The sequence below is a fragment of the Mycobacterium sp. PTI7 genome (assembly GCF_056679845.1).
The window spans coordinates 2279866-2303357 of the sequence record NZ_CM155252.1; the positions used below are offsets into that span (position 1 = coordinate 2279866).

Sequence of the window (23492 nt, forward strand, 5' to 3'; positions counted from 1 at the left end):
GCCGTCAGCTCGCGGCGACCGCCGAGAATTGCGGCGACACCTCGAGTGGCCGCACCTGCTTGCGGATCTGCTCGGTCTCCTTGAGGTGCAGCAGCGCCGCCTTCGCCTGCCAGCGGGGCCGCGCCATCTGATCGTTCATCGTCGGAACCGGTTCCGGCGACTCACCCTTCGCGTACCGCGCCGCGTTGGATCCGACCTGGCGGTAGGTCTCCAGCGTCATCAACGGGCACTGCGGGAACAGCTCGAGGCTCGAAAGCCGGGGCAGGTCGCGCTGGTGGATCATCGTGGTGCCGCGGGACAGCAGCCCGATCCCGATGCCCGATCCGGACAGCTTGGCGCCGGTGTGGGCCACCACCGCCAGGTCGGAGCTGTGCGACACCCGGATGCAGCGCGCCTCCACCTCCTGCTCCTCGATGCCTGCGAGCAACTGACGGATCACGTCGGCGTGCGACAGCCCGGTGATGGTCTTGGAGAAGAAGTCCGCGAATGCCGGCGACACCGACACCACGACCTCGTCGGACCTGGTGCCGCGCTCGGCGGGCCCGACCTCGGTGAAGGCCAGCGTGCGCGTCTCGACCGGTGACGTCATCTCAGTCCACCTCGACTTCCGGGTTGGCCGCGCTCGTCACGTGTCGGAGACGCTTCATCTCCTCCCACCGGGCGCCGGACGGCCGATAGCCGCTGCCCGGTCCCGCGTAGTCGTTGCGATCGTTGATCGCCGACAGCGGCACGAGGTCCCTGGTCAGGATCGCCGAGGTCTGCAGTAGGTCGCCCGAGACCCGTTGGCGTAGCACGGTGAGCACGTGATCGGCGATGCCGGAGAAGCCCGTCGACTCCAGCGCCTTGACGATGTCGAGACCGGTGACACCGCGGTCCATCACCTGCTGGGCGCTCTTGAAGTCCTCGAGGACGTCGCGCGGGATCAGCTCGTTGCTGCCGTGCGCGTAGACCGCGGCGTCGATCTCGTCGTCGGTGATCGGCGCGAGGTCGAGGTAGCGGAACACCGCCTGAAGCGCCTTCGCGGCGTGCAGCCGGACGGCCAGGATCTCCGGCTCCCGGACGTGCCGCAGACCGCCGTCGATCTGGAAGTCGCGCTGCAGGGTGTTGAAGTCGTCGAAGTCCTCGGCGTCCACGTTGGACCCGGCGAACATGTTGTCGTAGTTGGGCACTGCGGAGTACCCCGAGCAGACGAAGTCGGTGCCCGGCATCATCTGCGGCATCAGCCGCGCCGTGCGCCGCATCGGCGAGTGCGAGAACGACTGGTCGTTGCCGGACGCGCACTCGAGGTCCACCGCCGAGGCGATGAGGTTCTCCGCGGCGACGGCCCGGATGCCCGCGGGCACCGCACCGGGCACGCCGATGCACGAGATCGAACCGTTCTGCAGCCCTTGGACTCCCGCGCCCTTGGCCACCAGGATGCAGCGGATCTCGAGGTACAGCATGGAGCGGCCCTCGGCGTTGCCCATCTGCACCTCGGAGCCGGTGCCCGACGTGAAGCGCATCTTGATGCCGCGCGACGCGTAGGCCGCCGCGAGGAACGCCTTGGACCACGGCGTGTCGTCGCCGTCGACGAACACCGCCTCGGTGCCGTACACCGAGATCGTCTCGGCGTAGCCGGTGATGCCGCGCATGCCGAGTTCGAGTTCGGTCGCCTCCTCGAGCGCGCACTGCGTCAGCGGACCACCCTCGCCGGCCTGGCTGCCGATCAGCAGCGCCATCGCGACCAGCGGCGCGTAGCGCACCACGCCGAGCGTGGTCTCCACCTCGGCGAAGCCGCGGATCGCCGCCTCGGCCGCCTCGCACACCACCTGCAGCGGGTTGTCCCGGGCGCTGGTGCAGTGCGCCTGGTTGGCGGGCGTGCGCCGGGCCCGCATCTTCTGCATGCCCATCATGATCTCGACGATGTTCATGGCCTTGGCCACCTCGAGCAGCTTGGCCGGGGTCAGGCCGCGGGTCACCGACAGCACCTCGTCGCGAGACACGCCGGGATCGACCAGCATTCGCGCGATGTGCTGGGCCGAGAGCGCCATCGACTCCTCGGTGCTGGCCACGTCGATCGCCTTGTCGGCGATGAACTGGTCGATGAAGTCGAAGTCGGCGCGGGCCCGGCCGTCCATCTCGACGATCAGGCCGTCGGCCACCCGCACGCTCGGGGCGGGGTCGAACGCACTGTCCATCGCGACCATGCCGGCCTCGGGCCACTCCTCGACGAACCCGTCGAGGTTGACCGGGCGGTTCTCCAGCACCTCGGTGCGCTTGGAGTGCCGGACGCCGTCGGTGCCGTGCTGCGGTGCTGCGGTCATCGGATGCTCCTACTCGCCGGTCGCCAGGACGTCGCGGCGCTCGTAGACGTCGGCGGCCTCGCGGACGAGGCCGGCCAGCAACGTTGCGCCGTAAACGGTTTCGAGTTCCTCGGCGATCGCATCCAGCTCTGGCTTGGTCGACGCGTTCGGCCGCAGTGCGTTGTAGATCTCCAGGACGCGCTCGTCGCTGATCGCCGTCATCTCCGCCGCGCGCCGCAGGTTGTCACCCAGCTGGGGGCGGCCCACCTTCTCGGCGAGCTGCGCCTGCAGGCGCAGCGTGTCCGGCGTGATGCGCAGATCCTCGGCGCCGACCTCACCGGCCATCACCGCCTCGATCGTGATGTCCTCGATCGACTTTCCGGTGGGTGTGAACAGCACGTCGGTGCGGTGCACGCTCAGTGGGTAGTCGGCCGCCGGGTCCAGTACGGGTTCCGTCACGTCTGCGATTGTGCGCTGGGTCACGTTGCATGTTCGTTGCACGGCAGGTCAGGACATGCCGGGCGGCACGGCGTCAGAGCGCGGCAACGCCCGCCTCGGCGACGCTGACGTCCTGCTCGACGCTTCCCGCGCTCACCCCGATGGCGCCGACGACCTCACCGTCGACCTCCAGCAGCAGGCCGCCGCCGAACAGCACCATGCCGCCCGACAGCTGCTCGAGGCCGTACAGCTCGCCGCCCGGTTGGCACACGTCCATCAGCGCGCTGGTGGGCAGGTTCATCAGGATCGAGGTCCGCGCCTTGCGGATCGAGATGTCGATGCTCGCCTTGATCGCGCCGTCCATCCGGGCGAACGCGACGAGGTGCCCACCGTCGTCGACCACGGCGACGTTCATCGGCTGGCCGATCTCCGTCGCCCTGGCCGTGGCGGCCGAGACGATCCTCGTCGCGGTGTCGAGCGTGAGTCGGTTCATGGCATGCCCCTTCGGATGTGTTCGCGGTCAAGCAGATTGACGCCGGGCGACGCCGATGACTGGCGAGCGTAGACGATGGACGCCGTCCTGGGCAGTCCCGGTGCAACCGTGATGCAACGCTGCCGCGCCTAGCTTGCACGGGACCGACACACCGCCAGGAAGGAAGGCCGTTGAGCGTTCCGGAATCCGTTGCCGCCACCACCGGCGCGCATCGCGACAGCATCACCGACCCGGAGGCGTTCTGGCTGCGCGCCGCCGAGGCCATCGACTGGCACACCGCGCCGAGTTCGGCACTCGACCACACCGACCCGCACGCCTGGCGCTGGTTCCCCGACGGGATGCTGAACACCAGCTTCAACGCGCTCGACCGGCACGTCGACGCCGGGCACGGCGACCGCGCCGCGCTGATCTTCCACTCCGCGATGACGAACTCCCGCCGCCGGTTCACCTACCGCGAGCTGCGCGACGAGGTGGCCACGCTGGCGGGTGCGCTGGCGCGGCTCGGCGTGGGCCTCGGCGACCGGGTGGTGATCTACCTGCCGATGATCCCCGAGGCACTCGTCGCGATGCTGGCCTGCGCACGGATCGGCGCGATCCACTCGGTCGTGTTCGGCGGGTTCGCCGCGGCCGAACTGGCGGCGCGGATCGACGACGCCCAGCCGACGGCGCTGCTCACCGCCACCGGCGGCCTCGAGCCCGGCCGCACCGTCGACTACCTGCCGACGGTGTCGAAGGCGTTGTCGCTCAGCGCCTCTCCACCGTCGATCGTCGTGGTCAAGCACCGCCCGGAGGTGTCCTCCGACGACGCGACGCCCGAGGGCTGGCTCGACTGGGACACCGTGGTGGCCGGTGCGCCGCCGGCCGACGCGGTGCCCGTGCCCGCCACCCACCCGCTCTACGTGCTCTACACGTCGGGGACCACGGGCAAGCCGAAGGGCGTGGTTCGCGACCACGGCGGTCACGCCGTCGCGATGGCGTGGTCGATGGCGTCGATCTACGACGTGCACCCCGGTGACGTCATGTGGGCGGCGTCGGACGTGGGCTGGGTGGTCGGCCACTCCTACATCGTGTACGCGCCGCTGATCGCCGGCGCCACGACCGTGCTCTACGAGGGCAAGCCCGTGGGCACCCCCGACGCGGGCGCGTTCTGGCGGGTGGTCACCGAGCACGACGTCAACGTGCTGTTCTGTGCGCCGACCGCCCTGCGCGCGATCCGCAAGGAGGATCCCGAGGGCGTCCTGCTGGCCGACCACGAGATGCCGTCGCTGCACACGGTGTTCGCCGCGGGCGAGCGGCTCGACCCCGAGACCTACCACTGGGCGGCCGACCGACTGGGCCGGCCGGTGGTCGACCACTGGTGGCAGACCGAGACCGGGTGGTCGATCTGCGCCAACCTGCGCGGGCTCGAGCCGATGCCGGTGAAGGCAGGGTCCGCGTCGCTGCCGGTGCCCGGCTACCACGTGAAGGTCGTCGACGCCGATGGCGCCGAGCTCGGCGCGAATCGGGAGGGCAACATCGTCATCGCGCTGCCCCTTCCGCCCGGATCGCTACTGGGACTGTGGAATTCGCCGGAACGCTTCGTCGATTCCTACCTGCGGGCGTTTCCCGGGCACTACGCCACGGGCGACACCGGGTACTTCGACGACGACGGCTACCTCTTCGTGCTCGGCCGCAGCGACGACGTGATCAACGTCGCCGGCCACCGGCTGACCACCGGTTCGATGGAGGCCGTGGTCGCGACGCACCCCGCGGTGGCCGAGTGCGCGGTGATCGGCGTCCCCGACGCGCTCAAGGGCGAACGCCCCGTCGCGTACGTCGTGCTCAAGTCGGGCGCCGACGTCGACCCCGCGACGCTCTGCGCCGACGTCGTAGCGCTGGTCCGCGAGCAGATCGGCCCCGTCGCCGCGCTCAAGGACGTCCTCGTCGTACCCGCTCTGCCGAAGACGCGGTCGGGCAAGATCCTGCGGCGCACCATGCGCCAGATCGCGGCGGGCCAGGAGTTCACGGTGCCGCCCACCATCGAGGATCCCGGAGTGCTCGACGCGCTGGCGGCCTCGGCGGTGCTGAGCGAGTGACCGGCGCGGGACTCCGGCCCGGCAGCCCCCCGTAGGGTGAGCGGGTGCTCGACTACGTCCGCGATGCCGCGGAGATCTACCGCCAGTCGTTCGCGACCATCCGCGCCGAGGCCGACCTGGCACGCTTCCCCGACGACGTGTCCCGTGTCGTGGTGCGGATGATCCACACCTGCGGCCAGGTCGACGTCGCCGACCACGTGTCGTTCACCGACGACGTCGTGACCCGCACCCACGCGGCGCTGGCGGCCGGTGCGCCCATCCTCTGCGACGCGTCGATGGTGGCCTCGGGCATCACCCGCGCGCGGCTGCCGGCCGACAACGAGGTGGTGCCGCTCGTCACCGATCCGCGTGCGGCCGACCTCGCCGTCGAACTGGGCAGCACGCGCTCCGCGGCGGGCGTCGACCTGTGGGCGGAGCGGATGGGCGGCGCCGTGCTGGCGATCGGCAACGCGCCGACGGCGCTGTTCCGGCTGCTCGAACTGATCGACGAGGGGGCGCCCGTCCCGGCTGCCGTGCTCGGCGGTCCCGTCGGGTTCGTCGGGTCGGCGCAGTCCAAGGACGAGCTGATCGCCCGCCCCCGCGGGATGGCCTACCTGGTGGTGACCGGCAGGCGCGGCGGCAGCGCGATGGCCGCGGCCGCCGTGAACGCGATCGCCAGCGAACGCGAATGACCGCACGCGGCAGGCTGTGGGGCGTCGGACTCGGCCCCGGCGACCCGGAACTCGTCACCGTCAAGGCCGCCCGGGTGATCGGCGAGGCCGACGTCGTGGCGTATCACAGTGCGCGACATGGCCGGAGCATCGCGCGCGGCATCGCCGAACCGTACCTGCGGGCCGGTCAGATCGAGGAGCACCTCGTCTACCCGGTGACGACGGAGACCAGCGACCACCCCGGCGGCTACGCGGGCGCGATGGCCGACTTCTACGCCGAGGCGGCCGACCGGATCGCCGTGCACCTGGAGGCCGGCCGCGACGTCGCCCTGCTCGCCGAGGGCGACCCGCTGTTCTACAGCTCGTACATGCACATGCACACCCGGCTCACGGAACGCTTCGAGGCGATCATCGTGCCCGGCGTGACGTCGGTCAGCGCGGCCTCGGCGGCCACCGGCACGCCGCTGGTGCAGGGCGACGAGGTCCTGACGGTCCTGCCGGGCACGCTGCCGCCCGCCGAACTCCGGCGCCGGCTGCTCGACACCGACGCCGCCGTCATCATGAAGCTCGGCCGCACGTATCCCGCGGTGTTGCAGGCACTCTCGGAGTCCGGCCGGCTCGATCGGACGTTCTACGTCGAACGGGCCAGCACCGAACGGCAGCGCGTACTGCCCGCCGCCGACGCCGATCCCGGCTCGGTGCCGTACTTCGCGATCGCCATGGTGCCCGGGATGACGCCGGCGCCGGAACCGTCGCCCGAGCCGGCGGGCAGCGTCGCCGTCGTGGGCCTGGGACCCGGTGACGCCGAGTGGATGACGCCGCAGTCGCGGCGCGAACTGGCCGCCGCGACCGACCTCATCGGCTACGCGCCCTACCTCGACCGCGTGGGCGTGCGCGACGGTCAGACCCTGCACCCCAGCGACAACACCGACGAGCCCGAGCGCGCGCGGCTGGCCTGCACGCTGGCGCGGGCGGGCCGCGCGGTGGCCGTCGTCTCGTCCGGTGACCCCGGCGTGTTCGCGATGGCGACCGCCGTGCTCGAGGAGGCCGAGGCCTGGCCGGACGTCGACGTGCGCGTGATCCCGGCGATGACGGCGGCCCAGGCCGTCGCCAGCCGGGTGGGCGCACCGCTGGGCCACGACTACGCGGTGATCTCGCTGTCGGACCGACTCAAGCCGTGGGACGTCATCGCCGCGCGCCTCACCGCGGCCGCCACCAGCGACCTGGTCCTGGCGATCTACAACCCCGCCAGCAAGACCCGCACCTGGCAGGTCGGCGCCATGCGCGACATCCTGCTGGAGCACCGCGATCCCGGCACCCCGGTGGTGATCGGCCGCGACGTCGCCGGGCCGCGCGAGCACGTCCGCGTGGTGCGCCTCGGCGACCTCGACCCGGCCGACGTCGACATGCGCTGCCTGCTGATCATCGGGTCGTCACAGACCCGCTGGCACGCGAGCAGTGCGGGCGACCGCGTGTTCACGCTGCGCCGATACCCCGACTGATCGGCCCGCCGACCGCCGTCGAGAATCGTTGACAGCTGTCAGCACCGCCGATAGTGTCCGGCCCCATGACGTCGGACTCGGGTATGGCCGTATCGATTCCGCGCAGCCCCGTCGACGTGACACCGGAGTTCCTCACCGCCGCGCTCGGCGCCGACGTCGCGACCGTCGACACCGCACCGATCGGCACCGGCCAGACCGGGGCGACGTACCGGCTGACGGTCACCTACTCGGACGACGGCGTCGCCCTGCCCCGCACGTTCGCGGTCAAGCTGCCCTCGCAGGACGAGACGGTGCGCGAGCGCGTCGCCCTCGGGTACCGCGCCGAGCACGCCTTCTACACCCGCATCGCCGACGCGGTCCGGGTGCCGATCCCCGACGTGTACTACTGCGACATCTCCGACGACGGCGGCGACATCGTGCTGCTGCTCGCCGACATGGCCCCCGCCGTGCAAGGTGACCAGATCGGCGGCTGCGACGCGGCCGAGGCCGAACTCGCGGTGCGCGCGATCGCGGGCCTGCACGGCCCCACGTGGTGCGACCCGGCGTGGGCCGACTTCCCCGGCCTGGTGATGCCACTGCCGAACGCCGACGTGGCCAAGGGGATGGGCGATCTGGCCGTCATGGCCACGCAGATCACGCTCGACCGGCTCGGCGACCAGATGACCGACGAGAATCGCCAGACCGCAACGCAATCCATGGCCAAGGTGACGCCGTGGCTGCTCGCCGAGCCCGGCCGCTTCTCGCTGATGCACGGCGACTACCGGCTCGACAACCTGCTGTTCACCCCCGACCGCACCGCGATCACGGTGGTCGACTGGCAGACCCTCGGCGCCGGACTGCCCGCACGCGACCTGGCCTACTTCACCGCGACCAGCCTGCTGCCGGCCCTGCGCGCCGACCTCGACGAGCACCTGGTGGCCGCCTACCACGACGAACTGCTGGCCCACGGCGTCACCGACTACGACCGCGATGCGTGCTGGCGGGACTACCGGCTGGGCATGCTGCAGGCGCCGCTGATCACCACGCTCGGCTGCGCGTTCGCCGCCAACACCGATCGCGGCGACGAGATGATGCGGGTCATGCTCGAGCGCGGGTGCCAGGCCATCCGCGACCTCGGCAGCATCGCCCTGCTCACCGGGAGCTGACCCAGGAGCAGGCGTCGTCGACGGTCGCCACCGCGTCGACGCCGTCGGGCAGCGGCGGTCGGTCCACCATCACGACGGTCACGCCGAGATCGTCGGCGGCGTCGAGCTTCGCGTGCGTCATGGCACCGCCGCTGTTCTTGGTGACCAGCGCGTCGATCCGATGTCGCCGCAACAGTTCCCGCTCACCGTCGACGCGGTAGGGCCCGCGGGACAGCAGCAGTTCGTGGTCGGCGGGCAGGGTGTCCGGGTCCGGCGCGGTGACGGCGCGGATCAGGAACCACGCGTCGACGCCGACGAAGGCCGCGGTCCCGGTACGGCCGGTGGTCAGGAACACCCGCCGATGGCCGTGCTCGGCGACCACGCGGGCGGCCTCGACGTCGGAGCCCACCACGACCGCGCGACCCGGCGACCACGCCGGCCGCGCCAGCACCAGATGGGGCACACCCGCGGCGCGGCATGCCGCCGCCGCGTTCGCGGTGATGGTCGCGGCGAACGGGTGCGTGGCGTCGACGACGGCGTCGACGGAGTTGTCGGCCAACCACTTCCGCAGCCCGTCCGCGCCACCGAAGCCGCCGATCCGCACGCGTCCGACCGGCAGCGCGGGATTCGGCACGCGGCCGGCGAGCGAGCTGATGACCTCGACCCGGTCGTGCAGGCGGGCGGCCAGCGCGCGTGCCTCACCGGTACCGCCGAGCAGCAGCAGGCGCACTAGTGCCGACTCCCCCGGCGGCGGTCCGCCGAGTACAGGTAGCTGTCGGTGCCGCCGCCCTCGGTGGCCAGCACGTCGCCGACGACGATCACCGCGGTGCGGGTGACGTTCTCGGCATGCATCCGCTCCGCGACGTCGGCCAGCGTGCACCGGATCACCGTCTCCTGCGGCCAGCTCGCGAATGCCACCACTGCGCAGGGTGTCTCGGACGTGAACCTGCCCGCGAGCAGCTCGGGCACGATGGCGTCGATCTGCGCCGCCGCGAGGTGCAGCACCAGGGTGCCGCCGGTGGTCGCCAGCGTGCGCAGGTCCTCCCCCGGCGGCATCGCCGTCGACAGCGTCGCGACGCGGCTCAGCACGACGGTCTGCGCGACGCCGGGCACCGTGAGTTCGCGGCCCAGCGTGGCGGCAGCGGCGGCGAACGCGGGCACGCCGGGCACCACCTCCCAGTCGATGCCGCGGGCGTCGAGGCGCCGGCACTGCTCGGCGATGGCGCTGTAGAGCGACGGGTCGCCCGAGTGCAGCCGCGCGACGTCGTGGCCCGCCGCGTGGGCGGCGGCCAGCTCGTCGACGATCTGGTCCAGGTTGAGCGGTCCGGTGTCGACCACCCGCGCGTCCGGCGGGCACAGCGCCAACAGGTCCGCGGGCATGATCGACCCGGCGTAGAGGCACACCGGACAGCGCTCGATCAGCCGGTGGCCGCGCACGGTGATCAGGTCGGCGGCGCCCGGTCCGGCGCCGATGAAGTACACGGTCACGGCTTGCTCGCGATCCACTGGGTGACCGGCATGGCGGGCCGCCAGCCGGTGAAGCCGCCGACGGGTTCGCCGCGCGAGTGCTGGAAGCGCCGCAACTCACCCCCGTGACGTGAATACCACTGCGCCAGAACGGCCTCCGATTCGACCGTCACGACGTTGGCGACCAGCCTGCCGCCCGCCGGGAGCCGCTCCCAGCACGCGTCGAGCAACCCGGGCTGACTGACCCCGCCACCGACGAAGATCACGTCGGGCCCGGGTTCGGCGCCGAACGCCCCGGGGGCACCCGGCCGTACCGCCACGGCGGCGCCGAACGCCGTCACGTTGGCGGTGATGCGCGTTCGCCGCTCCTCCGAGCGCTCGAAGGCGACGGCTCGGCACCCGGCACCGGCGCGAGTCCATTCGATGGCGATGCTGCCCGAGCCGGATCCGACGTCCCACAGCAGTTCGCCCGGCCGCGGGGCCAGCGCCGCGAGCGTCACCGCCCGCATCGACTGCTTGGTGAGCTGGCCGTCGTGCTCGAGGTCCTCGTCGGGCAGCGTCGCGAGGACGCGCTCGTCGGGCAGGTAGCGCACGGCGATCACGTTGAGCGGGTCCACGCCGGTCGGCGGGCGCGACGCCCACTCGCGGGCGGTGGCCGTGCGGCGCAATTCCGTTGGCCCGCCGAGCTGTTCGAGCACGGTCATCTCCGAGTCGCCCCGGCCGGTGTCGGTCAGCAGCCGCGCCAGCGCGGCCGGGCCGGCGCCGTCCCGCGACAGCACCACGGCCCGGCCGCCGCGGCGCACCGCGGTATGCGGCTCGGCGGTGACGAGGCTGATGATCTCGGTGTCCTGCACCGGCCAGCCCACCCGCGCACACGCCAGCGTCACCGACGACACGTGCGGCAGCACCGCGACCCGCTCGGCGCCGTGCATGCGGATCAGCACCCCGCCCACGCCGTGCAGCAGCGGATCCCCGCTGGCCACCACGTGGACGTCGCCGTCGGCGCCGTCGAGCAGGGTCCGCAGACCGGGCAGCATCGGCGACGGCCACTCCCGGCGCACCGCCGTCACCGACGCGTCGAGCAGCTCCAGCTGCCGGCGCGAACCGTAGACGACCGTGGCGCGGTGCAACTCGGCCCGCGAGGTCGGTGCGATGCCCGCCATGCCGTCGGCGCCGATGCCGACCACGACGATCATCGGGGAAGCCTGCGCCACACCGCGCGCGGCATCACCCGGAACGCCAGCACCAGCGCGCCCAGCGTCCTCGGCACCCAGATCTCCGTGCGCGGGCCGGCGAGCGCCCTCGCCGCCGCCTCGGCCACCTGGGCGGGTGTGCTCGACAGCGGAGCGGGCGACATGCCCTCGGTCATCCGGCCGATCACGAACCCGGGCCGGACCAGCAGCAGCCGCACCCCCGACCCGTGCAGCGCGTCGGTGAGACCGCGGGCGAAGCCGTCGAGACCCGCCTTCGCCGACCCGTAGACGTAGTTGGCCCGGCGCACCCGGGCGCCGGCGACCGAGGAGAACACCACGATGTCGCCGTGACCCTGGCCGCGCATCGTGGCGGCGAGCACCGTGAGGAGGCTGACCTGCGCGGTGAAGTCGGTGTGCACGATCGCCGCCGCGTGCGCGGCGTCGCCCTCCGCGCGGGCCTGGTCGCCCAGGATGCCGAACGCCACCACCGCCGTGTCGATGCGCCCGTGCTCGGCGACGATCGCCGCGACCAGCCCCGCGTGGGACGCGAGGTCGTCGGCGTCGAACTCGACCGCGTGTACCGCCACCGCGCCGGCCGCCGTCACCGTCGCCGCCTCCTCGGCCAGCTCGCCGGCCCGACGGGCGGCCAGCACCACCGTCGCTCCCCGGGCGAGCCGGGTGGCCAGCTCGAGGCCGATCTCGCTGCGTCCGCCGAACACGACCATCACGTCGCCCGTGACCGATTCGTCGCGCGGGCCCGTGTGGGCCGTCGTGTCCTTCATGGCTGCGATTATGTCCTGCGCTAGGTTGGGTGCCGATGGCTACTTCCGGTCGCAAGGCGACGACGCGGCTCACCAGCGACGCGATCGCGTTCCTCACCGAACGCCACCTCGCCATGCTGACCACGCTGCGGTCCGACGGCTCACCCCACGTGGTGGCGGTCGGCTTCACCTTCGACCCGAAGACGCACATCGCCCGCGTCATCACCACCGGCGGCTCCCAGAAGGCCGTCAACGCCGCCGAACGCGGCGTCGCCGTGCTGAGCCAGGTCGACGGTGCGCGGTGGCTGTCGCTGGAGGGCAAGTCCGTCGTCAGCGGCGAGACCGAGGCCGTTCGCGACGCCGAACTGCGCTACGCGCAGCGGTACCGGACCCCGCGGGTCAATCCCCGGCGCGTCGTCATCGAGGTCCGCGTCGAGCGCGTGCTCGGCTCGTCGGAGTTGCTCGACCGCTCCGGAGACTAACGCCCCACCGGTACGACGACCAGCTCGTGCGGCCGGTCGTTCATCGACAGCGCCCCGTCCGCGGTGACCACGACGATGTCCTCGATGCGCGCGCCCCACTCGCCGGAGAAGTAGATTCCCGGCTCCACGCTGAACGCCATGCCCACCTCGAGCGGCAGGTCGTTGCCCGCGATGATGTAGGGCTCCTCGTGCACCGAGAGGCCGATGCCGTGACCGGTGCGGTGCACGAAGACGTCGGCGAGGCCCTCGGCGGCCAGCACGTCGCGCGCGGCGGCGTCGACCTGCTCGGCGGTCACGCCCGGGCGCACGGCGGCGACCGCTGCCCGCTGCGCCCGCTCCAGTACCGCGTAGCGGGCCGCGACGTCGGCGGCCGGTTCGCCGATGCTGTAGGTGCGCGTCGAGTCCGAGTTGTAGCCCGGCTCGTACGGACCGCCGATGTCGACCACGACCACGTCGCCCTCGCGCAGCTCGCGGTCCGAGCATTCGTGGTGCGGGTCGGCGCCGTTGGGACCGGATCCGACGATGATGAACGCCACCTCCGAATGCCCCTCGGCCACAATCGCTTTGGCGATGTCGGCCGCGACGTCGGCCTCGGTGCGGCCGGGGACCAGGAACTTGGGCACCCGGGCGTGGACGCGGTCGATCGCCGCACCGGCCTTGCGCAGCGCGTCGATCTCCGCGGCGTCCTTGACCATCCGCAGCCGGCGCAGCACGTCGGTGGCGAGCACCGGCACCTCGCCGAGCACCCCGGCCAGCGGCAGCAGGTGCAGGGCGGGCATGGAGTCGGTGACGGCGGTCGCGACCCGAGCGCCGCCGAGAGTGTCGGCGACCAGCGCGTAGGGGTCCTCGCCGTCGATCCAATCCCGCACGGCCAGGCCGAGACCGGGGACCGCGGACTCGCGTAGCGACGCCAGCTCCATCCTCGGGACGACCACGGTCGGCGTCCCGGCGGCCGGCAGCACCAGCGCGGTCAATCGTTCGAATGTCTGGGCGCGCGACCCCAGCAGGTAGCGCAGGTCGTATCCGGGCGTGATGATCAGCCCGGCCAGTCCGGCGGCCGCGGTGGCCTCCTGGGCGGCGCGCAGCCGACCGGCGTACACGTCGGTGCTGAAGCGACCGGTGTTCTCGACGTCGGAGTCCATGCGCTCGAGGCTAATCGGCGCCCCGGTAGGTGGCGACCTCGACCAGGTTGCCGTCGGGATCCCGGCAGTAGTGCGAGGTCATCGGACCCCGGGCGCCGGTCCGCGAGATCGGGCCCTCGGTGATCTCGACGCCGCGGGCGCGCAGGTGCTCCCCCACGGCGTCGGCCCCGGCGTCGACGACGAAGCACAGGTCCAGCGATCCCGGGGCGTCCGCGGCGGCGGTGACCCAGCCGTCGGCGCCCGTGGGACGGACGTTGATCTTCTGGGTGCCGAACGTCAGCGACACCCGGCCCTCGCCGTACGTCTCGCGCCGCATCCCGAGCACCCGCACGTACCAGTAGGCGGTGGCCTCGACGTCACGGCAGTTCAGGACGACGTGGTCGATGCTTTCGACGGTCAAGGCCATACCCCACGCTACTGTCACTCGGGTGAGCGCACCCATCCTGCTTCTCGACGGCGCGAGCATGTGGTTCCGGTCCTACTTCGGGGTTCCCTCGTCGATCACGGCACCCGACGGCAGGCCGGTGAACGCGTTGCGCGGCTTCCTCGACACCGTCGCCACGCTCATCACCCGGGAGCGGCCGTCGCGCCTGGTGGTGTGTCTCGACCTGGACTGGCGACCGCGGTGGCGCGTCGACCTGATCCCGTCGTACAAGGCGCACCGCGTCGAGGAGGCGCACCCGGGCGGCGATCCCGACGTCGAGGAGGTGCCCGACGAGCTGACCCCCCAGGTCGACATGATCATGGCGATGCTGGACGCGTTCGGCATCGCGACGGCGGGCGCGCCCGGCTACGAGGCCGACGACGTGCTGGGCACCCTCGCCACCCGCGAGCGCACCGATCCCGTCGTCGTCGTCAGCGGCGACCGCGACCTGCTGCAGCTCGTCGGCGACGAGCACGTGCCGGTGCGGGTGTTCTACATCGGACGTGGACTGTCGAAGGCGATCACGTACGGGCCCAAGGAGGTCGCCGAGACCTACGGCGTGCCGCTCCAGCGGGCGGGCACCGCCTATGCCGAACTCGCGCTGCTGCGCGGTGATCCGTCCGACGGCCTGCCCGGGGTGCCCGGCATCGGGGAGAAGACCGCCGCGACGCTGCTCGCCCAGCACGGATCGCTCGAGGCGATCGTCGCCGCCGCCAACGACCAGTCGTCGAAGATGCCGGGCGCACAACGCAAGAAGCTGCTGGCGGCGGCCGACTACATCGCCGCGGCCGAGCCGGTGGTGCTGGTGGCACGCGACGCGCCCGTCACGGTGTCCGGCGACTCCGACGTGCTACCGCTGGCCGCACGGCATCCCCGCAAGGTCGCCGAATTGGCCGCCGAGTACGGCGTCACGTCGTCGATCGGCAGGCTGCAGAAGGCTCTCGACGACCTGCCCGGCTGACGCGAGCTACTTGGGTCGACCGACCTCGTAGGTGCCGTCGTCGTCCTGGAACGTGACGGTGACCTGACGCTTGGTGCCGTCGATGCTGACCTCGCAGGAGAACGTGTCGCCCTTCTTCACCTGCGGGTTGGCGCCGTCGTTGCACGTGACGTCGGAGACGTTCTTGGCGCCGTAGCCGTTGGCCTCGTCGCCCAGGATCTGCGCGACGCCGGTCTGCGCGGCGTTGACGTCGAGTTGCTTCTCGACGAACCACCCCGGGGTGAAGAACCCGAGCACGACCACCACGATCACCAGCAGCGCGACCAGACCGCCCGCCACCGCGAGGATGAGCTTGAGCGACTTCTTCGACGAGTCACCGGAGTTCGGCGCGCCGTATTGCCCGTACTGCTGGTCCGGCTGACCCGGCTGACCGTACTGGCCGGGCTGTCCGTACTGCGGCTGGCCGTACTGACCGGGCTGACCCGGTTGTCCGTACTGCGGCTGGCCGTACTGGCCGGGCTGCCCGTACTGCGGCTGGCCGTACTGACCCGGCTGCCCGTACTGCGGCTGGCCGTACTGCGGCTGCTGCCCGTACTGCTGCTCGGGCTGCGGCGGCTGGTACGACGTGGGGCCGTAGGCGGTGGGCTGCTGACCGTACTGCTCGGTCTGGGGGTACTGCTGCGGGTTGTAGGCGGGCGGCTGCTGCTGCCACGCCGGAGCGTCACCTGCGGGCTGATCGGGAGTGGCGTTCTGCTGCTGCCAGGCCGACGGATCGCCCTGCGGCGACTGCTGACCCGACCACGGCTGGTTCGGGTCGGATCCCTGCGGTCCGCTCATCGTCTCTCCTTGATGCTTGCTCGCTCGGCCGTCATCGTGGGTAACCGAAGCGCTGGCAACACACTACCCTGCATCAACTGCGACGACGCCGCGCCGAATGTCGGTGATGGCGCGTTTCGCGGCGGCCCGCAGGGGTGCCGACGGGGCCGCGTTGCGCACCTGATCGAGCAGGTCGAGAACCTGCCGGCACCACCGCACGAAGTCCCCCGCGGACAGCGGCGACCCGCTGCCGTTGGTGTCCGACGCGGCCAGTGCCGCGGACAGATCCCCGGTGGTCGCCCAGTGGTAGACCGCGGCGACGAACCCCGGATCGGTCTCCCGACTGGGCGAGAGCCGGTGGCGCTGCTCGTCGGAACGGATCTCGGCGCACGTCCTGCGCGTCGCCGCCAGGGCGCGGCGGACCGGCGCGCTCACCGCGTCGACACTCGGCGCCGCACCGGGCGTGTCGCCCCGGGACTCGTACAGCACCGACGACAGCACCGCCGCCAGCTCGGCCGGCTTCAATCCGTCCCAGGTGCCCTGGCGGAGACACTCGGCCACCAGGAGGTCGCTCTCGCTGTAGATGCGGGCCAGCAGCCGTCCGTCGTCGGTGACCCTGGGGTCGTCGGCGCCGTCGGTCGGGGCGGCGTCGGCCACGAAGCCACGCTCGGTGAGCATCAGGAGGATTCGGTCGAAGGTGCGCGCCAGCGAGTTGGTGGCCGCGGACACCTTCTTCTCGATGTCGGCGTTGTCGCGCTCGATGCGCAGGTACCGCTCGGCCACCCGGACCCGCTCCTCGCGGTTGGGCTCGTGGTGTCCGGGGTGGTTGCGCACCTGCTCGCGCAGCCGGGCGAGTTCGGGGTCGACGTCGGGCTCCTGCGGTGCGTCGCGCTTCGACCGTCGCGACGGCACGTCGAACGACGCCGCGGCGGTCCGCAGTGCGGCCGCCACGTCGCGGCGCACCTTGGGCTGCCGGTGCTCGACCCGCTTGGGCAGCGTCATCGTCCCCAGCTTCGACGAGGGGCCGGAGTAGTCCGCCGACGAGATGCGGCCCGCCCAGCGTTCCTCGGTGAGCACCAGTGGCCGTGGGTCGTCGGCGTCGCCCGCGGCCTCGAGGACGACGGCGACGCCGCTGCGCCTGCCGTGACCGATCGCGATGACGTCACCGCGCCGCAACGCCGCGAGCGCGTCGGTGGTCGCCTTGCGCCGCTGCAGGCGCGACGACCGGGACTGCGCCCGCTCCCTCGCGGCGACGGCCGCACGCAACCGGGCGTACTCCAGCACCGGCGCATCCCTGCCGCCCAGTTCGGCGGCGATGTCGTCGAGCATCTTCTCGCCGCGCGTCACGCCGCGGACCAGACCCACCACCGACTTGTCGGCCTGGAACTGCGCGAAGGACCGCTCGAGCAGTCTGCGCGACTGTTCGGGACCCATCTGGCCCAGCAGGTTGATCGTCATGTTGTACGACGGCGCGAACGAACTGCGCAGCGGGAACGTGCGCGTCGACGCCAGACCCGCGACGTCGGCGGGCTCGACGCTGGTGTCGTTGGGCTGCCACAGCACCACCGCGTGACCCTCGACGTCGATGCCACGACGGCCCGCACGACCCGTCAGCTGGGTGTACTCCCCCGGCGTCAGCGGCGCGTGCTGCTCGCCGTTGTACTTGACCAGGCGTTCCAGCACCACCGTGCGGGCGGGCATGTTGATGCCCAAAGCCAGTGTCTCGGTGGCGAACACGGCCTTGACCAGCCCGGCGGTGAACAGTTCCTCGACGGTGTGGCGGAACACCGGGAGCAGCCCGGCATGGTGCGCGGCGAGGCCGCGCAGCAGACCCTCGCGCCATTCGTGGTAGCCGAGCACGACGAGGTCCTCGTCGGCGAGGTCGGCGCAGCGCCGGTCGATCACCGCGGCGATGCGGCCCCGCTCCTCCTCGGAGGTGAGCCGCAACGGCGAGCGCAGGCACTGCTTGACCGCGGCGTCGCAGCCCACCCGGGAGAACACGAACGTGATCGCGGGCAGCAGCCCCTCGCGATCCAGCGTGCCGATCACGTCCGGACGTGACGGCGGCCGGTAGAGCGTCGGCCTGCCACCGCGGTCCCTGCCGCCGGACCGGCCGCGTCCCCGCGGCTGCCAGTCCGACATCCGGTCGGACTCGCGGCGCAACGAGATGTGCCGCAGCAGCTCCTTGTCGACCAGCGTGGTCCCCGGACCGGCCTGACCGCCCTCGAACAGGTCGAACAGGCGGCGGCCGACGAGCATGTGCTGCCACAGCGGGACCGGCCGGTGCTCGTCGACGACGACGGTCGTGTCGCCCCGCACCGTCTGGATCCAGCCGCCGAACTCCTCGGCGTTGCTCACCGTCGCCGACAGACTGACCAGGCGGACCTCGTCCGGCAGGTGGAGGATGACCTCCTCCCACACCGCACCGCGCATCCGATCGGCGAGGAAGTGCACCTCGTCCATCACGACGTGCGAGAGTCCGTGCAGCGCGGTCGAGTTGGCGTACAGCATGTTGCGCAGCACTTCGGTGGTCATGATGACCACGTCGGCGTCACCGTTGATCGACTGGTCACCGGTGAGCAGGCCGATCCGGTCCGCGCCGTACCGCCGGACGAGGTCGGCGTGCTTCTGGTTGCTCAGCGCCTTGATCGGCGTGGTGTAGAAGCACTTGCGGCCCGCGGCGAGCGCCAGGTGGACGGCGAACTCGCCGACCACCGTCTTGCCCGCACCGGTCGGCGCGCAGACGAGCACGCCGTGTCCGGACTCCAGCGCGCGGCAGGCCCGCAGCTGGAAGGGATCGAGCCCGAACGGGAGTTCCGCGGCGAACCGGCCCAGCTCACCGGGCAGCGACGACTCAGGTGGCTTGGTCATCGACCGTCAGGCGGGACGGAGCGGGAACGGGACTCGGCGCGCCGACGTCCTCGGTCTCCCCGATCGGGGCGGCCTCGTCGTCGGGGACGTCGAGACCCGCGCGGCGGGCCTTGCGACGGTCGTTGAACCGGGCCACCTGGATGGCGAGTTCGAGCAGGATGGACAGCGCGCAGGCGAGCGCCAGCATCGAGAACGGATCGGAGCCCGGCGTCGCGAACGCCGCGAACACGAACATGCCGAAGATCAACCCGCGACGCCAGGCCTTGAGCCGCTCATAGGTCAGGATCCCGACGAGGTTCAGCATGATGATCAGCAGCGGGAACTCGAAGCTGATGCCGAACACCAGCAGCAGGTTGAGCAGGAAGCTGAAGTACTGGTCACCGGAGAGCGCCGTGACCTGCACGTCGCTGCCAACCGTCAGCAGGAAGGCCAACGCCTGCGAGAGCACCACGTAGGCGAGCACCGAGCCGGCGATGAACAGCGTGGCGCCGAAGCCGACGAACACCGACGCGAAGCGGCGCTCCTTCTTGTAGAGGCCGGGCGTGATGAACGCCCAGATCTGGTGCAGCCACACCGGGCAGGCGAGGACGACGCCGGCGGTCAGTGCGACCTTCAGCCGCAGCATGAACTGGTCGAACGGCGCCGTGGCGAGCAGGCGGCACTCGCCGTCGGGGGCGATCGTTGCGCGCGCGGACGCCGGCAGCGAGCAGTACGGCTGGCGCAGCCACTCGCCCAGGCTGGGCGTGCCGAACACGCCGTGGGTGTACCAGAAGAACCCGAGGGTGGTCGTGACGACGACGGCCACCACGGCGATCAGCAGGCGGTTGCGCAGTTCGGCCAGGTGGTCGACCAACGACATGGTGCCGTCGGGGTTGACCTGCGACCGTCGACGGCGCGGATCGAACTTGGCGAAGAGACCGGAAGTGCGCACGGGAACGTCGGAAGACGCCAACTAGCGACGCGACGAGACGTCGCGGTCGCCGGGGGCGTGGGTCAGGCGGTGCGCTTGTCGGAGGGCTCGGCCACCGGCTGCGCCGTGGGCTCGGGACTCGGGACGACCCGCTCGGAGGCGATCGGGGTCGCGGCGGGCGGCGCGGAGTCGGTCGACTCGGGCTTGCCGTCCGACTGCATCTCCTTGATCTCCGACTTGAAGATGCGCATCGACTTGCCGAGCGAACGCGCTGCGTCGGGCAGCTTCTTGGCGCCGAACAGCAGCACGAAGACTGCGATCACGATCAACCAATGCCAGGGTTGCAGACCACCCATTTTCGGTCACCTCCAAGTGTCGTGGCCGAGTCTACCCGGCGATTTCGGCGCGGGAACTCTCGTAGGCGTTCAGCGCGGCGACCGCGGATTCGCGCACCCTGTCGACCAGCGACTGCGGCTCCAACACCCGCACTCCCGAGCCGAAACCGAGCACGAATCGTGCCATCCAGGCGTCCGACGCGTAGGTCATGGTGGCCTCGCAGGTGCCGTCGGCCATCTCGCGCACGACCCGCAGCGGGTAGTAGTCGAACATCCAGGACGCCGACGGCTCGATCAGCAGCGTCGCCGACGGCAGCGAGGGATCCCCGTCGAACAGCGAGGTGTCGGGCCCGGCGGCCACCGCGGGTTCGGGCGGCGCCGAGCGCTCGTCGAGGACGCGGGCGTCGACGATGCGGTCGAACCGGAACAGCCGAACGCCCTCCGCCGAGCGGCACCACGCCTCCAGGTAGCTGTGGTCGCCCACCAGCACCACGCGGATCGGGTCCACGACCCTCGTCGTGAGGACGTCGTGCGACGCCGAGTAGTAGTCGATGGTGAGGGCGTGGTCGTCGCGGACGGCCGACCGCACCGCGGCCGCCGCCGAACTCTCGACCGGAGCCGGCTCGTCCGACGCCGCGGCCGCACCACCCTCGGCACCGCTCGCCGTGCCCGCCGCCGACTCGATCTTGGCGATCGCGCTGCGCGCGGCGGCCGGGTCCACCATGCCGGGCACCTCGAGCAGCGCCCGCAGCGCGACGAGGATGCCGGTGGCCTCCGGCGACGTGAGGCGCAGCGGGTGGTCCATGCCCGCCGAGAACGTGACCTCGATGGTGGTGCCGTCCATCTCGAAGTCGATCAGGTCGCCGGGACCGTAGCCGGGCAGCCCGCACAGGAACAGCTGCGTGAGGTCCTCACGCAGCTGGTCCACCGTGACGCCGAGGTCGATCGCGGCCTCGTCGTAGGTGATCCGGGGGTTGGCCTGGAAGTACGGCACCATGTTCAACAGCCGCACAAGGCGGGTCGAGACGCCGGTCATTCGCTGGGAAGTCACGAGAGATCCGCCCCCACTCCTGCCTGGGCCCGCAGCCGGGCGATCACGTCGTCGCGCAGTGCCGGCGGGTCGAGTACCAGCGCGTCGGCGCCGTAACCGGCGACCTCGCGGGCCAGCCGGTCGTGCATGCCGATGTCGATGGCCAGCTCGTCGCCGGCCCGTCCCCCGACGGTCCGCGGTGTCACCTCGGTGGCAGAGCGTCGCAGCGCGGTGCCCCGGCCCTCCGCGACCCACACCCGCGCCTGGGCGCCCTGCGGCCACTCGGCGACCGCGCGGTGCACGATCTCCCGCAGGTCGACGCCCTCGGGCCGGGCGACCTCGTCGCGCGGACCGATTGCCCTGACCTCGGCCCCCACGCGGGACAGCCGGAACGTCCTGGTGTCGTCGCGGTCGCGGTCGTGGCCGACGAGGTACCAGCGGCCCCGGTAGGTCACCACGCCCCACGGTTCGACGGTGCGGGTGGTGAACGGCGACGTGCGCGACGAGCGGTGCTCGAACTGGACCGCCTGGCCGGAGTCGATGGCGTCCAACAGGATTCGCAGCACCTCCTCGGAGCCGCGGAGTCCGGGCATCGCGGCCGACGTGCTGATCATGACGTCGCTGTCGGGGGCCTCGACGTCGACACCCGCGGCGCGGAGCTTGAGCAGCGCGCCCTGGGTGGCCGTGACCAGTTCGGGCGACTCCCACAGCTGCGTGGCGATGGCGACCGCGGCCGCCTCGTCGGCGGTCAGCTCGACCTGTGGCAGCGCGTAGGCCTTCTGGTTGATCCGGTACCCCTCGGTCGGATCCATCGACGACACCTTGCCGGTCTCCAGCGGGATGCCGAGGTCGCGCAACTCGTTCTTGTCGCGCTCGAACATCCGGGAGAACGCCTCGTCGCTCGGGCTGTCGCCGTAGCCGTAGACGGTCTTGCGGATGCGTTCGGCGGTGATGAAGTGGCGGGTGGACAGGAGTGCGATGACGAGGTTCATCAATCGCTCGACTTTTGAGATCCCCACTGGTGAAGCTTAATCCCCCGGAGGCATGCCTCGACCGCTCGCGTGGCGCGCGTCCGAGCCGGTCTCACATGCTGGCGATGAGCCGCTTCACCCGCTCGTCGACCGACCGGAACGGGTCCTTGCACAGCACGGTGCGCTGCGCCTGGTCGTTGAGCTTGAGGTGCACCCAGTCGACGGTGAAGTCCCGGCCGGCGGCCTGAGCGGCGGTGATGAACTCGCCGCGCAGCTTTGCGCGCGTGGTCTGCGGCGGCTCGTTGACCGCGGCCTCGATGTCCTCGTCGGTGGTGATGCGGGCGGCCAGACCCTTGCGCTGCAGCAGGTCGAAGACGCCGCGGCCGCGCTTGATGTCGTGGTAGGCGAGGTCGAGCTGTGCGATCTTCGGGTCGGCCAGCTCCATGCTGTATCGGTCCTGGTAGCGCTGGAACAGCTTGCGCTTGATCACCCAGTCGATCTCGGTGTCGACCTTGGCGAAGTCCTGGCTCTCGACGGCGTCGAGCTGGCGGCCCCACAGGTCGACGACCTGCTCGATCTGGGCGTTGGGCTCGCGGGTCTGCAGGTGCTCGACGGCGCGGCTGTAGTACTCGCGCTGGATGTCGAGCGCGCTGGCCTGCCTGCCGCCCGCCAGCCGCACGGGACGACGACCGGTGAGGTCGTGGCTGACCTCGCGGATGGCGCGGATCGGGTTGTCCAGCGAGAAGTCGCGGAACGGCACGCCGGCCTCGATCATCTCGAGCACCAGGGCTGCGGTGCCGACCTTGAGCATCGTCGTGGACTCGCACATGTTCGAGTCGCCCACGATGACGTGCAGCCGGCGGTACTTCTCGGCGTCGGCGTGCGGCTCGTCGCGGGTGTTGATGATGGGCCTGCTGCGCGTGGTGGCGCTCGAGACGCCCTCCCAGATGTGCTCGGCGCGCTGGCTGAGGCAGAACGTCGCGGCCTTGGGCGTCTGCAGCACCTTGCCCGCGCCGCAGATCAGCTGGCGGGTGACGAGGAACGGCAGCAGCACGTCGGAGATCCGGGAGAACTCACCGGCGCGCACGATCAGGTAGTTCTCGTGGCAGCCGTAGGAGTTGCCCGCCGAGTCGGTGTTGTTCTTGAACAGGTAGATGTCGCCGCCGATGCCCTCGTCGGCGAGGCGCTGCTCGGCATCGATGAGCAGGTCCTCCAGCACGCGCTCGCCGGCGCGGTCGTGGGTGACCAGCTGCACCAGGCTGTCGCACTCCGCCGTGGCGTACTCGGGGTGGGATCCGACGTCCAGATAGAGCCGCGCACCGTTGCGGAGGAAGACGTTGGAGCTACGTCCCCACGACACGACCCGCCGGAACAGGTAGCGCGCCACCTCGTCCGGGGAGAGCCGTCGGTGGCCGTGGAACGTGCACGTCACGCCGAACTCGGTCTCGATGCCCATGATTCGCCGCTGCACGTATCCGAGCTTACGGGCTGATGCCGGGGGAAGTGGGGAGTGCCGCCCGCTCGTGTCACCCGCCGCGCATGACAGTCGGCCCACCTTTCGTAAACGCGCGCCCCACACCTTCCGC

General features: G+C 71.5%; 23 protein-coding genes. 6 read left to right on the forward strand and 17 right to left on the reverse strand.

Annotated features, from left to right (window positions below; translation table 11 throughout):
* Window positions 1–4: 4 nt before the first annotated feature.
* The 4 genes from AC1MEY_RS11025 to AC1MEY_RS11040 all read right to left on the reverse strand — a co-directional run bounded on the left by AC1MEY_RS11025 (window position 5) and on the right by AC1MEY_RS11040 (window position 3213).
* A complete protein-coding gene (locus tag AC1MEY_RS11025; protein ID WP_480230667.1) occupies window positions 5–589 on the reverse strand; it encodes a propanediol/glycerol family dehydratase medium subunit in 585 nt (194 codons plus the stop codon).
* Between the two features lies 1 nt (window position 590).
* Window positions 591–2303: a propanediol/glycerol family dehydratase large subunit gene (locus tag AC1MEY_RS11030; RefSeq protein WP_480230668.1), complete on the reverse strand. Its 1713-nt coding sequence runs from the start codon at window positions 2301–2303 to the stop codon at window positions 591–593.
* A 9-nt stretch (window positions 2304–2312) separates the two neighbouring features.
* Window positions 2313–2741, reverse strand: a complete 429-nt coding sequence (locus AC1MEY_RS11035; protein ID WP_480230669.1) for a diol dehydratase small subunit — start codon at window positions 2739–2741, stop codon at window positions 2313–2315.
* A gap of 73 nt (window positions 2742–2814) precedes the next feature.
* Entirely contained in the window at window positions 2815–3213 is a 399-nt protein-coding gene (locus AC1MEY_RS11040; protein WP_480230670.1) for a GlcG/HbpS family heme-binding protein, read from the reverse strand.
* A gap of 170 nt (window positions 3214–3383) precedes the next feature.
* Between AC1MEY_RS11040 and AC1MEY_RS11045 the strand changes: the two genes are divergently transcribed.
* The 4 genes from AC1MEY_RS11045 to AC1MEY_RS11060 all read left to right on the forward strand — a co-directional run bounded on the left by AC1MEY_RS11045 (window position 3384) and on the right by AC1MEY_RS11060 (window position 8585).
* Entirely contained in the window at window positions 3384–5288 is a 1905-nt protein-coding gene (locus tag AC1MEY_RS11045; protein ID WP_480230671.1) for an AMP-binding protein, read from the forward strand.
* Window positions 5289–5332: 44 nt separating this feature from the next.
* On the forward strand, window positions 5333–5959 hold the full coding sequence (locus AC1MEY_RS11050; RefSeq protein ID WP_480230672.1) for a precorrin-8X methylmutase: 627 nt from the start codon (window positions 5333–5335) through the stop codon (window positions 5957–5959).
* Window positions 5956–7440, forward strand: coding sequence for a precorrin-2 C(20)-methyltransferase (locus AC1MEY_RS11055; protein ID WP_480230673.1), 1485 nt, complete (start codon window positions 5956–5958; stop codon window positions 7438–7440). Before AC1MEY_RS11050 ends, AC1MEY_RS11055 begins: the two co-directional genes overlap by 4 nt.
* 83 nt (window positions 7441–7523) lie before the next feature.
* On the forward strand, window positions 7524–8585 hold the full coding sequence (locus tag AC1MEY_RS11060; RefSeq protein WP_480231421.1) for a phosphotransferase family protein: 1062 nt from the start codon (window positions 7524–7526) through the stop codon (window positions 8583–8585).
* Here the strand turns inward: AC1MEY_RS11060 and AC1MEY_RS11065 are convergent.
* Genes AC1MEY_RS11065 through dprE2 form a run of 4 tightly spaced genes read right to left on the reverse strand, consistent with a single transcriptional unit; the run spans window position 8572 to window position 12006 of the window.
* Entirely contained in the window at window positions 8572–9294 is a 723-nt protein-coding gene (locus AC1MEY_RS11065; protein ID WP_480230674.1) for a cobalt-precorrin-6A reductase, read from the reverse strand. The genes AC1MEY_RS11060 and AC1MEY_RS11065 overlap by 14 nt on opposite strands.
* Window positions 9294–10052, reverse strand: coding sequence for a precorrin-4 C(11)-methyltransferase (gene cobM / locus AC1MEY_RS11070; protein ID WP_480230675.1), 759 nt, complete (start codon window positions 10050–10052; stop codon window positions 9294–9296). The genes AC1MEY_RS11065 and cobM overlap by 1 nt, the downstream gene beginning before the upstream one ends.
* Window positions 10049–11227, reverse strand: coding sequence for a precorrin-6y C5,15-methyltransferase (decarboxylating) subunit CbiE (gene cbiE / locus AC1MEY_RS11075; protein WP_480230676.1), 1179 nt, complete (start codon window positions 11225–11227; stop codon window positions 10049–10051). Before cbiE ends, cobM begins: the two co-directional genes overlap by 4 nt.
* Window positions 11224–12006, reverse strand: coding sequence for a decaprenylphospho-beta-D-erythro-pentofuranosid-2-ulose 2-reductase (gene dprE2, locus AC1MEY_RS11080; protein ID WP_480230677.1), 783 nt, complete (start codon window positions 12004–12006; stop codon window positions 11224–11226). The genes cbiE and dprE2 overlap by 4 nt, the downstream gene beginning before the upstream one ends.
* Before the next feature lie 35 nt (window positions 12007–12041).
* Between dprE2 and AC1MEY_RS11085 the strand changes: the two genes are divergently transcribed.
* Entirely contained in the window at window positions 12042–12467 is a 426-nt protein-coding gene (locus tag AC1MEY_RS11085) for a F420-dependent biliverdin reductase (protein ID WP_480230678.1), read from the forward strand.
* On the opposite strand, the gene AC1MEY_RS11090 is transcribed toward AC1MEY_RS11085, so the two are convergent.
* Window positions 12464–13609 (reverse strand): M24 family metallopeptidase, encoded by a 1146-nt coding sequence (locus AC1MEY_RS11090; RefSeq protein ID WP_480230679.1) that lies wholly within the window; start codon window positions 13607–13609, stop codon window positions 12464–12466. The two genes, AC1MEY_RS11085 and AC1MEY_RS11090, sit on opposite strands and share 4 nt — an antisense overlap.
* Before the next feature lie 10 nt (window positions 13610–13619).
* Window positions 13620–14015, reverse strand: a complete 396-nt coding sequence (locus tag AC1MEY_RS11095) for a VOC family protein (RefSeq protein WP_480230680.1) — start codon at window positions 14013–14015, stop codon at window positions 13620–13622.
* Between the two features lie 22 nt (window positions 14016–14037).
* Between AC1MEY_RS11095 and AC1MEY_RS11100 the strand changes: the two genes are divergently transcribed.
* Complete coding sequence (locus AC1MEY_RS11100; protein ID WP_480230681.1) at window positions 14038–14994, forward strand: 5'-3' exonuclease; 957 nt, start codon at window positions 14038–14040, stop codon at window positions 14992–14994.
* Between the two features lie 6 nt (window positions 14995–15000).
* Here AC1MEY_RS11100 and AC1MEY_RS11105 read toward each other — a convergent pair whose 3' ends face one another.
* The 7 genes from AC1MEY_RS11105 to pafA form a co-directional block, all read right to left on the reverse strand.
* The gene (locus tag AC1MEY_RS11105) at window positions 15001–15810 is read right to left on the reverse strand and encodes a DUF4333 domain-containing protein (protein WP_480230682.1); all 810 of its coding nucleotides are present in this window, start codon (window positions 15808–15810) and stop codon (window positions 15001–15003) included.
* A 63-nt stretch (window positions 15811–15873) separates the two neighbouring features.
* Complete coding sequence (locus AC1MEY_RS11110; RefSeq protein ID WP_480230683.1) at window positions 15874–18660, reverse strand: DEAD/DEAH box helicase; 2787 nt, start codon at window positions 18658–18660, stop codon at window positions 15874–15876.
* Window positions 18644–19591 carry a twin-arginine translocase subunit TatC gene (gene tatC / locus AC1MEY_RS11115; protein ID WP_480230684.1) on the reverse strand — a complete coding sequence of 316 codons (948 nt, stop codon included), beginning with the start codon at window positions 19589–19591 and terminating at the stop codon, window positions 18644–18646. Before tatC ends, AC1MEY_RS11110 begins: the two co-directional genes overlap by 17 nt.
* A gap of 62 nt (window positions 19592–19653) precedes the next feature.
* Window positions 19654–19926 (reverse strand): Sec-independent protein translocase subunit TatA, encoded by a 273-nt coding sequence (gene tatA / locus AC1MEY_RS11120; RefSeq protein WP_480230685.1) that lies wholly within the window; start codon window positions 19924–19926, stop codon window positions 19654–19656.
* A 31-nt stretch (window positions 19927–19957) separates the two neighbouring features.
* Window positions 19958–20941: a helix-turn-helix transcriptional regulator gene (locus AC1MEY_RS11125; protein WP_480231422.1), complete on the reverse strand. Its 984-nt coding sequence runs from the start codon at window positions 20939–20941 to the stop codon at window positions 19958–19960.
* A gap of 11 nt (window positions 20942–20952) precedes the next feature.
* Window positions 20953–21954 (reverse strand): helix-turn-helix transcriptional regulator, encoded by a 1002-nt coding sequence (locus AC1MEY_RS11130; RefSeq protein ID WP_480230686.1) that lies wholly within the window; start codon window positions 21952–21954, stop codon window positions 20953–20955.
* Between the two features lie 64 nt (window positions 21955–22018).
* A complete protein-coding gene (gene pafA / locus AC1MEY_RS11135; RefSeq protein WP_480230687.1) occupies window positions 22019–23377 on the reverse strand; it encodes a Pup--protein ligase in 1359 nt (452 codons plus the stop codon).
* Between the last annotated feature and the right edge of the window lie 115 nt (window positions 23378–23492).

Excerpts from the sequence above, each read along its gene's own strand:
- tatA (WP_480230685.1), bottom strand. The coding sequence starts at position 19,926 with ATGGGTGGTCTGCAACCCTGGCATTGGTTGATCGTGATCGCAGTCTTC.
- AC1MEY_RS11025 (WP_480230667.1), bottom strand. The coding sequence starts at position 589 with ATGACGTCACCGGTCGAGACGCGCACGCTGGCCTTCACCGAGGTCGGG.
- AC1MEY_RS11110 (WP_480230683.1), bottom strand. The coding sequence starts at position 18,660 with ATGACCAAGCCACCTGAGTCGTCGCTGCCCGGTGAGCTGGGCCGGTTC.
- AC1MEY_RS11090 (WP_480230679.1), bottom strand. The coding sequence starts at position 13,609 with ATGGACTCCGACGTCGAGAACACCGGTCGCTTCAGCACCGACGTGTAC.
- AC1MEY_RS11040 (WP_480230670.1), bottom strand. The coding sequence starts at position 3,213 with ATGAACCGACTCACGCTCGACACCGCGACGAGGATCGTCTCGGCCGCC.
- AC1MEY_RS11125 (WP_480231422.1), bottom strand. The coding sequence starts at position 20,941 with ATGACCGGCGTCTCGACCCGCCTTGTGCGGCTGTTGAACATGGTGCCG.
- AC1MEY_RS11060 (WP_480231421.1), top strand. The coding sequence starts at position 7,524 with ATGGCCGTATCGATTCCGCGCAGCCCCGTCGACGTGACACCGGAGTTC.
- dprE2 (WP_480230677.1), bottom strand. The coding sequence starts at position 12,006 with ATGAAGGACACGACGGCCCACACGGGCCCGCGCGACGAATCGGTCACG.
- AC1MEY_RS11055 (WP_480230673.1), top strand. The coding sequence starts at position 5,956 with ATGACCGCACGCGGCAGGCTGTGGGGCGTCGGACTCGGCCCCGGCGAC.
- AC1MEY_RS11095 (WP_480230680.1), bottom strand. The coding sequence starts at position 14,015 with ATGGCCTTGACCGTCGAAAGCATCGACCACGTCGTCCTGAACTGCCGT.
- cbiE (WP_480230676.1), bottom strand. The coding sequence starts at position 11,227 with ATGATCGTCGTGGTCGGCATCGGCGCCGACGGCATGGCGGGCATCGCA.
- AC1MEY_RS11030 (WP_480230668.1), bottom strand. The coding sequence starts at position 2,303 with ATGACCGCAGCACCGCAGCACGGCACCGACGGCGTCCGGCACTCCAAG.
- AC1MEY_RS11085 (WP_480230678.1), top strand. The coding sequence starts at position 12,042 with ATGGCTACTTCCGGTCGCAAGGCGACGACGCGGCTCACCAGCGACGCG.
- AC1MEY_RS11105 (WP_480230682.1), bottom strand. The coding sequence starts at position 15,810 with ATGAGCGGACCGCAGGGATCCGACCCGAACCAGCCGTGGTCGGGTCAG.